The following is a 13,425-nucleotide window of genomic DNA, read 5'->3' as shown; positions in this document are numbered from 1 at the left end:
CGTCCGGTTTCGGTATCTGAACCCGGCGCACCGGCAGTGGCCGATAGCTCCCGTTCAGCAACTGATCCCGTACCTGCGGCCATGCCATTTGCAGCATGCCCTTGGTGGCTTCTATGTCCAGACCATCCACACCAGCGCTACCGACGTTCGCTTTGACGCGCTTCCACGCTTGTATCAGGTTCTCCCGCGCCAGAGCCCGTTCCAGCAGCCCCGGCACTGAGCTGTCTTGCCCTTGCTGCGCCAGTCGTGCTTCATCACGCACTGCTTTAGGCTTGGCTTCACCTCGCCCGCCAGCAGTTCGCCCAGATCGCCCCGGCTTCTGATGCCTTGCACCACCAAGCAGCATGGAAACAGACTCTCCTTCTCGTTCAGCCCTTCGCTCCAGACTGGCAGCTACTATGGCTTCTGCTGACTTCTCGCACCGGCTAAAAACCGTCGCCCTTTCAGGCATAAGGCGAGATCTTCCCAGGTAAGAACGCACTCCTTCACCGCACAACCGCCGGATTTACGCCACCTTGCCTTGATCACGAGAGCTTCGCGGAGTCATGCCCGCTCGCCCTGCTCGGCAGCGCCTTCTATCCGGTTCTTGTCCATCGGCTCGCGGTTTACGATCCACGCTTCCTTCCCACGCTCGGTCGCCCTCACGCAGTTGCGCTTCACTTCGTTCGTTGTGATCAACTTACGGCGGGACTTCCACCCGCAGGAGTGCGCCCATGCTGGGCGCACATAATAGAAAAAGGCCGACTAGTCGGCCTTTTTTGCACTTCAAACCAAAATACTGCTACTAACAACCAGTAGTAATTGACGCCGTTAAGGTAATGTTTGCAGTATTAACACTAGTTGGCTCACACTGCTTAACCGAACCGCCATTTGAAGAGCCGCCAAAAGTGTGCATACCTTTCTTGCTAGCCGACTTAACACCAACGGCCGTCGCGTCACCATCATAAGCCAATACCACGTTGGCAGAACAATTTAGCTTAAACGCCTCTAATACATAACCTCCAGCTGCACTTGATTGGATGTCTGCCTGCTGAGCTTTGACATCACCGGAACAAGAGGTAACACTTCCCGCATGAGCAAAAGGTGCAGCCAATGACAAAGCCAGCATGCCACCCATAACAACAAGTTCAGTTTTGTTTCTAGCGTCCATAATTTTCTCCAAATAACCTGTTTTGAATCAAAAAAATAATTGTCGAACTTATTGCTGTGACGAATTAGATGACACAAAAGCTGTTAATGCATTCTTAGCATCAGATTGAGCAGCTTTGTCTTGTCCCTTTTTCTGATACTCAGCAAACTGAGGGATCGCAATAGCAGCCAAAATACCGATAATAGCAACAACAATCATCAATTCAATCAAGGTAAAACCTTTTTGAAGCTTTTTCATTCTGATACTCCTAGGGTTAGTTAAAGCAAGGTATTACATTCAGCAATTTCATAATTCTATTCATAAGCACATACTGTGCCACTAACTATTGGGGCCATTTGCCTGGAATTTCGTAAGTGCATTCCTCGCATCTGTTAACGCTGCTTTGTCATTCGCTTTCTTCTGATACTCAGCAAACTGCGGGATAGCAATCGCCGCAAGGATGCCAATGATTGCGATGACAATCATGAGCTCAATCAGCGTAAAACCGGCTTCTCGTAGTGGGTACATCACCGCGTGCCCAGAATTCATCTTGATGACTCCTTCAGCAACCTTCATTCCAATATAGGGCGAGCTTCAAGCCCAGCTACGAGCCTTAGCCCGGTTGCTTGATCACTACAGCGGCCATATTAAGCAGCTCAACCTCATTTACAGCATCAATCTGTGCGGGTTCCAAGAATGCTTTCGCGTAATCTAGATAGACCTTTTCACGGATAAAAATTTCGAAAAGGCTTGCATCTACGTGCTGATCTCGTGTCATACGAGCCAAAATTCCAAGCGACTCGCTTAGTGTCTTACCTGGCTTGTATGGCCGATCTCGTGCGGTTAGTGCTTCAAATATGTCAGCAATACCCATCATTCGGGCCTGTGCGCTCATTTGTTCTTGCGTCAACCCTCTTGGGTAGCCTTTGCCATCCATACGTTCATGGTGCCCACCCGCGTATTCAGGTACGTTGGTTAAGTGTTTAGGCCACGGCAGCGCTTCCAGCAAGCTGATCGTCACATCAATATGGTGGTTGATGATTTTTCTTTCGCCAGCCGTCAAAGTACCGCGGGTGACACACAAGTTTTCCAATTCGTCATCGCTGATAAAGGGAATAGAGTGACCATTTTCGTCAGTCCAACGATAGCTTGCGATTTGCCTGACCCGCTCCTGTCGTTCTGGAGGCATGAATTCACCTCCCAAATTCATTTGCCGTAGGAAAGCACGGTCCTTGTCGTATTGAATTAATCGCTGTTGATAGTCAGGTTCAGACAGCTCACCACGTAGAAAGGTAATCTCAACGTCTCGTTTGAGCACTTCGAAGCGGGTATCAATCAATTTAATCCGGTCGAATATGGTTTCCAGCTTGGTAGATTTATCAACAACGTGAACTGGCGTGGTAATTTTACCGCAATCATGCAATAGCCCAGCAATTTTTAATTCGTAGCGATCTTTCTCGCTCATCTTAAATGATTTGAATGGTCCCCAATCAACTCGATCGGTTGCTTCAGCTAGCATCATGGTCAATACAGGTACCCGTTCACAATGGCCGCTGGTATAGGGGCTTTTGTCATCAATCGCAGCATTAATCAGTTTAATCAACGCCTCAAATAGCGCCTCAAGCTGATTAATCAATTGTCGATTAGTCAGTGCTATTGCTGCCTGGGAAGCCAACGATTCAACCAAACGCTGGTCGGCAATGGTGAACGGTTGTATCTCACCAGCAGAATCCAACGCATTGATGAGTTGCAACACACCAATGATTTCATTTTCGTGATTGCGCATCGGTACTGTCAGGAAAGACTTTGATAAATAGCCATTCACTGCATCAAAGTGCTTGGTGCCTGAAAAGTCATAGCCCTGTGCTTGGTAGGCATCCGCTATATTAATCGTATGGCCAGTTAGCGCAGCATAACCAACCACAGTACTAAAGTCGGATGAACCATCCGGACGATGTAGTGCGATAGGCGGAATGGGCGGTTTCTTACCCGTACTGCCACCCAAAGCAATGCCTAGGGAAGAAGTACGAACAAATTCGAAGTACAGTTTGTCATCCTTTAATAAATAAAGGGTACCTGCATCAGCTTTGACCAAATCTTTGGCTGCAATCAGGATGTGCTCGACAAGACAATTGATGTCTCGTTCGCTGGATAGGGCGATGCCGATAGCATTCAGCCTATCAAGGTGCAGCATGAGTTCGTCAGCGCTCTGCATAGACTTGATCTCACCCGTAGCCAGGGCGAAGCCTGACTACTACGCTATTTGATACACACTGCACGCACCTGATGAAGATCCGTAGCGCCTTGCAGTACTTTCTCAATCCCATCCTGCTTTAGAGTCCGCATACCTTCCTCCAGCGCTACAACCAAAAGCTCCGCCACCCTTGCGTGCTCCTGGATCTTTTTCTTGATGGCATCAGTACCGACCAGCAATTCATGCAGACCAACGCGACCTTTATATCCAGTTTTATTACAGGCATCACAACCCACAGGCTTATATAGCGTGAATCGGCCCGACTTATCAGCATATTCCTTTCGCCACTCATCCAATAAAGTCTGCTGTGCCACGATGGGGTCTTGTGCCCATCGAGTCGAATGTTTCAACTCTTCCGCATACTCCGTCAGTATCAGCCCTATTTCGGCCTCATCAGGCTGATAAGCCTGTTTGCATTTGCAAAGCCGCTTGGCCAAGCGTTGCGCCAGAATACCTAGCAGGGCATCCGAAAAATTAAACGGGTCCATGCCCATATCCAGCAATCGTATAATCGACTCAGGTGCTGAGTTGGTATGCAATGTTGCCAACACCAAGTGCCCTGTAAGCGATGCCTCGATACCCGTTGATGTCGTCTCCTTATCCCGCATTTCACCGACCATGATCACATCCGGGTCTGCACGCAGGAATGCCTTCATGGCAGTTGCAAACGTCAGCCCTGCCTTGGGATTCATCTGTACCTGACGTAGACCTTTCTGGGTGATTTCCACCGGATCTTCCGCCGTCCAAATCTTGGTCTCCGTGGTATTGAGGTACTTCAACACCGAATGCAAGGTGGTAGTTTTACCTGAACCCGTAGGGCCACAGACAAAGAATAGACCATAGGGCCTGGATATAACCTGCTTGAGGGTGACTTCATTGTGTTTGCTGAACCCCATCTTATCGAGCGGCATGGGGTCACCCGATGCCAGGATCCGCATGACCACATCTTCCATCCCACCCGCCGTAGGCACCGTGGCAACTCGCAGCTCAATGTCCAGGGGACCATATTTCTTGAACTTGATCTTGCCATCCTGCGGTTTGCGCCGCTCTGAGATGTCCAAGTCACACATGATCTTCAAGCGCGTCACGATAGGGTCGCGATACCCGGCCGGCACTTCGATATAGTTGGCTAGAGAGCCATCCTTACGAAAGCGGATTTCAGTCTTGTTTTTGCCAGGAAAAGGTTCGATATGAATATCTGATGCGCCTTGATGGTAAGCATCGATAATAATTTTATTCACCAGCTTGACCACTTCATTGTCCTGCGCCATGGACAACGCTTCAGCACTTAGCCCGGTCTCATCATCATCGTCTTCAGCCATACCCGACAGCAAATCACCAATACTGCTACTGTCAAAGTCACGGCCCGCACCAAAGAAAAGATCGAGCGATTGTCGAAACTCTTGCTGACTACACACGCGATAAATTAGCTTCTTGCCAGGGTAGACTTGGCCTAAAAGACCATTGCTGCGCACTCTTTCCGGGTCGGGCGTAAGGACCAGGATGCCATCCTTCAACTCCTCAAGCGGTAGCCACAAGCTAGACTCCGCGAATTCGCGCTTTAGGGTCCGAAAAAGATCCAGCGGACGAACTCGTTCAGCCTTGAAAGGCTCGTAATCCACGCCAAAGTACCGTGCAAGCGCCCCTCCCAGCTGAGCAACTGTTACCCGGTATTCATTGACCAAGACCTGCTCAGCTTCAACCCCCTGCTCACGTGCTGTCTTGATGGCTTGCTCCAGCTCAACAGCAGAGAGCACCCCCTCCGCCACTAGGCCATCATACTTACCTCGCCCAAGTACCGGGCTGCCCCCCTGCCGCTGACGCAGCGCAATGGCCAAGGTATGGCACAGCTCAATTGCCCCCTTCTCCACCAGCGGTGGGAACGGGCGTCCTGCACGGTTATTGATCAGTTGCACAACCCCGAACAGCTCGCTGGATTTTTCATCGAGCACAGGTGCCACCATCATTTGCTTGGTGCGATAACCCGTACGATTGTCGATTTCCTGCAAGAAATGAAGCTGTGGACTCAGCTGCTTCAACTCCGCCAAGTCATAGACGTCCTTGATATTCACCAACTTCTTATTCAGGGCGACATAACCGGCCACACTCTGCTCATTAACCGGTAGCTTGATGTCCTGCGAGGAGTTCAGCCCTGTTTTAACCCTGGAAGTAATGGTTTTTTGCTCAGCGTCGATCACATAGATGGTTAGTCGGTCAGCATTGCAAAGGTCGCAAATGTCCTGACTCACCTCCAGCATGATCTCATCCACATGGGTTGTGGCGTGAATCTTGTTGGTGACCGCCTGCAAATCTCGCCTGAATTCCAGTTCGATGCTCAACTCTGGCGTTGGGGATTTGGTGGCATGACTCATGGTCTATCAGAACTCCAGGACCTGGCCGTTCTTGAGCATTTTTGGCCGGAAAGCAGCAGCTAGTTCGCCTATTTCCTGCATGGTTAGCTCAATCTCTCCGGGCTTTAGGTGAGTGATATGAATTTCGGCAGGCTTTGCCAGTTTCTGCAACTCGCTAGCCAGCATGGCTGGGCAAAGATGGTACGAAGCTTCAGCCAGCGCTCGTTCGTGGTTGCAGAAAGCCGTCTCAATAATGAGCGCCTTCAAATTCCCAATACCATTGATGATAGGCCAGAAGGCATCATTTACCGTGGTATCACCCGTAAAGACAATGCTGTAACGGCCAGAATCTAATTGATAGCCCACGGCCGGAACCGTATGCAAAGCAGGCAACGCCGTAATAGTCAGGTTGGTTTCCGGCTGGATAGAATCACCCAATTCAAAAGGCACAAATCTTAAAAATGGGGCGGATGCATCAGGGATCACTCGGAAATCGGGCCAGACCTTCCAGTTGAAGATGTGCTCGCTCAAAATAGCCAGGGTCGATGCACTGGCATAGACAAGCAAAGGTTTACGGCGCATCGCCCCAACGGTATCGACCAAGAGCGGCAACATCGCTATATGGTCCAGGTGGGAGTGGGTAAGGAACAGATGGTCGATTTGCACCAACTCGGCCACAGACAGGTCGCCAAGTCCGGTACCAGCATCGATCAGGGTATGCCGCCCGACCAAAAAAGAAGTCGTTCGCTGGCCGCCGCCTATTCCTCCGCTGCAACCCAGCACCTTAAGCCGCATATTTTGTCCCCTACCCCATTGCGCACAGCACTGCGGCAGTGGGGCATCACTTATTTACTATCGAATTCATATACGCCATCCCAGTCTGGGGGTGGCACAAATTGACGAAAATGCGCAATGCGGCTGAGGTAGAGCGCATAAACCACACTGTCGGGCCGCTGTTTTTGCAGATTCAACAGCTGCAACTCGGCCATGTCCCAGTTCTGACTGCGGTATAGCTTCAGTACCTGATGAAATAATTGAATCTCACCAATTAAGGCTTTATCAACTTCACTCGCCAGCCCCAAGGGTTCGTAGATGGTGACAGGCTCATCCTTACCCTTCACGCGAACTCGGTCAAGCTCCCTGAAAACTACTGTCTCCCCGGCCACAGCGCGGGTCGACTCACCCACCAGCATGCCGACTCCATAACGCTTGGTGATACTTTCCAGACGAGAAGCCAGATTCACAGCATCGCCCATTACTGTATAGGCTTTACGGATTTGAGAACCCATATCCCCGACCGTCATTCGACCTGTATTAATACCAATGCCAATTTCGATAGGCGGCCAACCTCGATCACGTAAGCTGGGGCCCAAGTCCCGTATTGCGCGCTGCATAGCCAAACCTGCCAGTACCGCATTGCGCGCATGGTCAGGATCGTGGATCGGCGCTCCCCAAAATGCCATTACGCAGTCACCCATATACTTATCGATCGTGCCGAGATACTGGGTACGTATCACTTCAGAAAGCGAAGTAAGAAACTCATTCATAAAACGGGTGAGTTCTTTGGGATCCATGCTTTCCGAGATAGTGGTAAATCCACGCACATCGGAAAACAACACTGTCAGCTCACGACTTTGCCCTTCCATGGAATACTTTTCCGGTTGCTCGCTCATCTTTGCAACCAATTCCGGCGGCACATATTGGCCAAACAGGCTGGCCATCTGTTTCTTATTACGCGATTCAAAGAAATAGCCGCATGCCATTGAAATAGCGTAAAGCAGCAGAATGGACAACAACGTTGACGCCAAGGGCAGCGCCAAATGGCCACGTTGCCACAATATAAAATTGCCAGCTGTTACAACTACAAGCAAAGCAACCGTAACCAGCGTACCCGCCAAAGGGCTGAGCCGAAGCAGCGCCAGCAGCAACACTACGCCACAGATGAAAATCAAGAGAATCTCAGCAGCGCGTAGATAATCAGGTTGCGCTGGCAAACTGTTGTCCATCATGCCGGCAATCATATTGGCGTGTACTTCCACCCCGGGGTAGACCGCATCGACCGGCGCAACGCGCAAATCCAATAGCCCCGGCGCCGTCGTACCTATCAACACCATGCGCCCCGCCAGAATCTCTCGATTAACTCGCCCTTTGAGCACGTCGCTGGCAGACAAATAGGTGAAACTACGTGCGTTGCCACGATAAGGCACCAATGCACGGACATGCTCGTCCACCGGCACCGTCAACGGCCCTACCTTCAACCACTCCAGCGGCTGATAGGACTTGAGCGGAGAAGCGCCATAAATGGGCTCAATCTGGGGGAAGTTCAGATAGGTTCGTACCATAGCCAACGAGAGCGACTCGTAGTAACGCCCCTCATGCTCTACCAGCATGGCAACGCGCCTGGTCACGCCATCAATATCGGTCAGGGGGTTGAAATGTCCGGAAGCGCTCGCCCGGCTCATCAGTACAGGCAGATTGGCGCCGTAGCCCGGGGCTTCTATCGCAGAAACACTACGGCCCTTGAAAATCCCAGCCGGCAAAACGGGTTTGGGCAGGACGCCCGAGCGATTCGCATTGGCTTCGAAACTGAAGTAGTAGCCCAACACCACAGCGCGCTCGTACAAGCTATCGGCCAAACGGGCATCGTAATCGAGCTGCTTGGCCAGCCCCTCAAATTTCGACTGAAATGCAGGGTCATCCTTGAATGTAGTCCCCGCCAGTTGCTTCAATACGGGTAAGCCAGAACTGTCGTCCTTCTCGGCAAACACAATATCGAAGCCAACTGCCGCAACCTTGTAATCCTGGGTCAATTTGTCGAGCAGTTGCGCCACCAAATTACGTGGCCATGGCCAGCGCCCCATTTCAGCCAGGCTCTTCTCGTCCAGATCAACCACAACCACTCGCGGATCAACTCCGCCCGGCATGGTCTTGACCAAGCGTGCATCGTAAAGCCAAAGATCAATCTGCTCGATAACCCGCGGACGCCATAGCTGGTCGGCATAGCCGAGGAAAAAACCCAGGACCAGCGTACTCAGCAGTAGTTGCAGCCAGTATCTACGCAGCGTTTTCATTCGGTTTACTTGTAGAAGAACTCCATCTTGATACCGGCAAGCTCAATCACATCGTGGTTCTTCAGCGCTTCGGCCTGGACCCCAATTTGCCTGCCATTGATCTGAGGACGATTGCCACCCTCCACATGGGTAAGGAAATACGCGGTATGACGGCGGGTAATAATCGCCACCTGTACACCTGGCTTGCCCAGCGATGTCAGGTTCTTGACCAGATCAAGCGACTTGCCAGCATTGGCTCCCGATAAAACCTTGATGGCAGCAGGTCTTGGCGCTTCCGCTACAGGCGCGGCTGTACTCGGTACTTGCTCAGGGGCTGGGGCTACTGTCTGCGGTGCTGGCGCCGGAGCGGGTGGCATGGCCGCAGCAGCGGCCGGGGGCGATGCAACGGGCGCTGGCACAATCGGCAATTCCATTACGGTGTCTTGTGCTGCCGATGTACTCTGATGAGCCGGGGGAACAGGCTTCAAATCTCCGACACGTATCACCATGGTTCGATCAAGATCATCCTGAACAGGCCTACTGGCCTTCACACCCCCCTCACTTTGATACTTGAGCCGGTATTTTCCGATCTCGACCACGTCGTTGTCCTGCAGCAACTGTCGCTGTATCGGCTTTCCATTGACCATCGTACCGTTGGTGCTGTCCAGATCCTCCACGAAAAGCTCCTGGCCAATGATGTTCAACCTGGCGTGCTCGCCCGATACGGCAAGGTTGTCGATCTGCAGGTCATTGTGAGGCTTACGCCCGATACGCAGCGAATCGCGTTCGAGTTTGACCTCACGCAACATCACGCCATCAAGGCTCAATACTAATTTAGCCATTGGTGTTTCCTTTAAAACCGCATCAGCGGCCAAGCCAGCCCATCAGGCGGGCGCCTAAGCCACGCGCTGCGGGAAATTTTCGATTGATACGAACCAGAATGACGGAGACGTTATCGCGCCCACCATTGTCGTTCGCCATTTGTATTAGCTGCCCAGCTGCCTGGGGCAGGTCGGTATTCAAGCTGTTCAGGACCTTGGCGATTTCTTCATCATCGACCATGTCGTTGAGGCCATCGGAGCAGAACAGGTATAGATCACCCAGCAGCACCTCGTAATCATTCAACTCCGGGTCTAACTGTGGGTCGATACCGACCGCACGGGTCACCAGATTTTTATTCTGCGACTGTTTGGCTTGTTCCTTGGTGATAACCCCATTGTCCAATTGTTCCTGCAAGAGGGAGTGATCGCGCGTCAATGTCTGCAACAAGCCATCCCGCAAGCGATACAGGCGTGAATCCCCGATATGGGCAACCGTCACCCTGTTATCGTAAAACAGGCCGGTGACCAAGGTAGTACCCATGCCGGCACATTGCGCCTGGCGCTGTGCCGTCTGAAAAATAGCCAGATTGGCTTTTTCAATTTCCAGCCGCAGGATACGGTGGGCTGCGGGCTTTTGGCTCATTGCCTCCGGCAGATAAGGCGGCATGACTTCAATCGCTGCTTTAACACCTTGTGACAGCAGGGTCGTTGCAATACCGCTGGCAACTTCGCCGGCGTTATAGCCGCCCATGCCATCAGCCAGAATCACCAACCCGGCTGCCGGATCAAAATCAATGGCATCCTCATTATGGCCTCGCACCATACCTGGGTCGGTAAGCCCAACCATCTCCAGCGCGTTGGCTAGCTGTGTCATTGGCGATTCTCTTTACGCGTTGCCGCGCACTGCTTGAGCGCATCGGCAAATTCCTGTCCGGTTTGAAAGCGCTCGTCAGCGTTTTTCTTCATTGCCTTGTCAATGATGTCGACCAGACAATCGGGCAGGTTAGGATTCAAATCCTTGGGATTACTGTAGGACTCATTAGCGATACGAAACATCAACTCCGCCATCGACTCTCCTACAAACGGCAGTGCGCCAGCCGTCATCTGGTACAACATAACGCCCAGGCTGAACAAATCAGACCGACCATCTATCTTCTTGCCCGACAACTGTTCGGGCGACATGTAACTTGGCGTCCCCAGGACCATACCCGTACGCGTCTTGCTCGAATCTGTAATGCGGGCAATGCCGAAGTCGGTCACCTTCGCTATTTTGGTCGTGGTCTCATACATGATATTGGCTGGCTTGATATCGCGATGAACCACATTTTGCTTGTGGGCATAATCCAGCGCCTCGGCCGTCTGTATGATCAGGTTCATTACCTCGATAATAGGCAACAATTGGCCTGCCTTGGTATGCGGCACCAAATCCTTGCCTTTAAGAAATTCCATCGCGATATACGCCAGGTCGTGCTCTTCACCGGCATCGTAGATCGTAACGATATTCGGATGGTTGAGCCGCCCGGCCGTCTCAGCTTCGCGAAAAAAGCGCTTACGGGCATCTTCCAGTTCATCGGCCTCAAACTCCTGGCTTAACGCCAAAGTCTTGATGGCCACGACGCGGCCGATCTTGGGGTCTTTACCAAGATAGACGATGCCCATCGCGCCTTTACCCAGCTCTTTTTCTACTTGATAACGACCGAGCATGGGCTTTTCGACAGCGCCACCCGCCAAAATCAACGTACTCGCGTTGCCACCCATGCCACCCCCACCCAGCACCACCGTCTCGGCCAGCTGTTTGGCACGGCTGAGTTTCTGGTCCAAATCCTTGAATTTGGGGTTGAAGCCCGCCATGTAGCGATAAACCATCTCAGCCTTGTTGAACTGGCGTTTGCGTTCAAAATCCAGCGCCAGATTGTAAAGCGTGTCCATCATCGACTCATCGATCGGTACCTTGCGGAACTTGTCAAAGGCCATATCAAGCTGGCCTTGGTTCTGGAATGCCAAACCCAGCATGCGATTTGATTCCGCCGCCCCTAGTTCAGATTGCTCCTTACCCCGCTCGGTCAACAAGAAGCGTTTAGTCGTCAGCACCAGATGGCCAAACAGAAGCAAAGCTGCCGGCGTCATCAATTCCAACCAGATCATCTGAGTCGACATCAAGATAAAGTGAGTCACTACCAGTAACGTAAACAAACCCGCCGTCAAAAATGCGGCAGGGCCAGCCTTGAGGCGCGGCAATAAGAGCATCAGATATGCTCCCACCAATAGGCAGAGCAACAGTTTGAGCCAATACGCCCAGCTTGGGGCCGTGAAATATTGCTGTTGCATGATGCTGGAAACATTGTGCGCCAGCATATTGACTGGCGACATGCCCACACCACGTGGCGTTACAAAGGTTGTGCCCAACCCGGAAGCTGTCGTACCAATCAGTACGATCTTGTCGTGGAACTTGGCAGCCGGCACCTTGCCCGATTGCACATCAAAAAAAGAATCGGTCGTAAAGGCAGGCTGGTTGCCTTGGTCGGGGTAGAAATACGTCAGCAGCGCTGAATTGGCGTCAGTACGCAGGGTCAAACCACCCAGTTGTACCGAATGACCATACTTGGTCACGATTTGGTCTGGCGGCAGGTTCAAGCTCTTGGCTACCGCCAGCAAGGCCAGCGATGGATAAAGCTTATCGTAATAGCGCATCACCAACGGCTCTACGCGCACTACGCCATCCGCCAGGTCGGGCAGCCCGGTCAAGTGGGCAATGCCGGCGGCTTTGCTGCCAATGGCAGCGATCGGGGCCACCATGCGTATGCTGGGCACCGGCAATCCTCCGCTTGGGTCACCACCGCCACCCACTTCATTTCGCTGTACATAAGCAGGCGTTTCGCTGTCAGGGTTGCCTTTGGGCTCGCCCGGATCAAGCAACATAGGCAGTAAAACATTACCGGCATGCGCCACGCTGACAGCCAATTGGCTGTCGAAATCCAGCTTGGCAGCGGCCTCTTCCAGCAAAGCGCCAAAGTGGTCTGGCCCAGCCGGCTCGGCAGCCACTTCACCCATCGCCCCCGCAACCTCTGCTGCGCTGTGGCTTGCCCGTTGTTCGCGATAGAGTTTCAGGAGCTGTTTGATATAAACCGCCCCCTTATCTTCCTGCGGCTCGGTAAACAGCACGGAACTGACGATAAGTTTGGGTTTGCCTGCGGCCAGTTTATCCAGCAATTGGGCATGCACATCGCGAGACCACGGCCAGCGACCAATATTGTCGATGCTAGTCTGGTCGATGGCGATGATCGCAACCCGGTCACTTGGATGCCGCTCGGTCAGGCTAAGTCCGCTGTCGTAAGCCTTACGCTCCAGGGCGGCCAGCAGATTGGTCGTCAGGCCGATCACAGCAAACACCACCACCACCGCCAGCCCGACAAACCAGTCCGTTTTCCAGAATGGCGCTTTCATTGATGCTCCCGAACTGCTCGCTTATGATTGCAGCAAGATTAGATGGCAAGCGGCGGCAAAGCTAGCATATAGGCTGCTTCCACACTAAACCGCATATACAAGGACGGATATGTCTGCCGCCCCTCCCCTTCCCGGGTTCATTGCCACAATGAATCCATCATCGAGTCAATGACGCCTGATAACCTGTTCAATGTCTGCTGCGCGTCGGCGATACGGCGTTGAAAACACCCTCGGAATGCTCATTTACCCTTAGTAACTGATGTTACGCAGTAGCTGCGAGAAGCAGCTGTAACTGATCATAAGCCGCGCGGGAGGCGTTGATCAGTAACTTGCGGCAAAGTGCGAATGGGTTCTTCTGCGTCTTGATGCTCAGGCA

Annotated in this window: 10 protein-coding genes and 1 pseudogene; all 11 read right to left on the bottom strand. The window is 52.3% G+C overall.

All coding sequences use genetic code 11. The annotated features are described in order from the left end of the window. On the bottom strand, window positions 1-451 hold a 451-nt coding region (locus CSQ89_RS16615), incomplete at its 3' end, for a hypothetical protein (protein ID WP_441302618.1). A 333-nt stretch (window positions 452-784) separates the two neighbouring features. After that, window positions 785-1,150 carry a hypothetical protein gene (locus CSQ89_RS16605; RefSeq protein ID WP_099407220.1) on the bottom strand — a complete coding sequence of 122 codons (366 nt, stop codon included), beginning with the start codon at window positions 1,148-1,150 and terminating at the stop codon, window positions 785-787. A 149-nt stretch (window positions 1,151-1,299) separates the two neighbouring features. After that, window positions 1,300-1,387, bottom strand: a pseudogene (locus CSQ89_RS22965) (prepilin-type N-terminal cleavage/methylation domain-containing protein); the annotation flags it as partial. Between the two features lie 81 nt (window positions 1,388-1,468). Beyond that, window positions 1,469-1,705: a prepilin-type N-terminal cleavage/methylation domain-containing protein gene (locus tag CSQ89_RS23875; RefSeq protein WP_374701368.1), complete on the bottom strand. Its 237-nt coding sequence runs from the start codon at window positions 1,703-1,705 to the stop codon at window positions 1,469-1,471. Between the two features lie 37 nt (window positions 1,706-1,742). Continuing rightward, window positions 1,743-3,344, bottom strand: coding sequence for an HD family phosphohydrolase (locus CSQ89_RS16590; RefSeq protein ID WP_099407218.1), 1,602 nt, complete (start codon window positions 3,342-3,344; stop codon window positions 1,743-1,745). A gap of 44 nt (window positions 3,345-3,388) precedes the next feature. After that, window positions 3,389-5,755, bottom strand: a complete 2,367-nt coding sequence (locus CSQ89_RS16585; protein WP_099407217.1) for a GspE/PulE family protein — start codon at window positions 5,753-5,755, stop codon at window positions 3,389-3,391. Window positions 5,756-5,761: 6 nt separating this feature from the next. Beyond that, window positions 5,762-6,529, bottom strand: a complete 768-nt coding sequence (locus tag CSQ89_RS16580) for an MBL fold metallo-hydrolase (RefSeq protein WP_099407216.1) — start codon at window positions 6,527-6,529, stop codon at window positions 5,762-5,764. Between the two features lie 50 nt (window positions 6,530-6,579). Further along, window positions 6,580-8,805, bottom strand: coding sequence for a CHASE2 domain-containing protein (locus tag CSQ89_RS16575; RefSeq protein WP_099407215.1), 2,226 nt, complete (start codon window positions 8,803-8,805; stop codon window positions 6,580-6,582). A gap of 5 nt (window positions 8,806-8,810) precedes the next feature. After that, window positions 8,811-9,626, bottom strand: coding sequence for an FHA domain-containing protein (locus CSQ89_RS16570; protein WP_099407214.1), 816 nt, complete (start codon window positions 9,624-9,626; stop codon window positions 8,811-8,813). Window positions 9,627-9,648: 22 nt separating this feature from the next. Continuing rightward, window positions 9,649-10,479, bottom strand: coding sequence for a Stp1/IreP family PP2C-type Ser/Thr phosphatase (locus CSQ89_RS16565; protein WP_233203253.1), 831 nt, complete (start codon window positions 10,477-10,479; stop codon window positions 9,649-9,651). Continuing rightward, window positions 10,476-13,049, bottom strand: coding sequence for a CHASE2 domain-containing serine/threonine-protein kinase (locus tag CSQ89_RS16560; protein ID WP_099407213.1), 2,574 nt, complete (start codon window positions 13,047-13,049; stop codon window positions 10,476-10,478). The genes CSQ89_RS16565 and CSQ89_RS16560 overlap by 4 nt, the downstream gene beginning before the upstream one ends. Window positions 13,050-13,425 lie beyond the last annotated feature (376 nt).

This window comes from Chitinimonas sp. BJB300 (assembly GCF_002735695.1).
GTDB lineage: Bacteria > Pseudomonadota > Gammaproteobacteria > Burkholderiales > Chitinimonadaceae > Chitinimonas.
The sequence above is the reverse complement of the archived record's forward strand: the minus strand, read 5'-3'. Positions and strand labels throughout refer to the sequence as shown.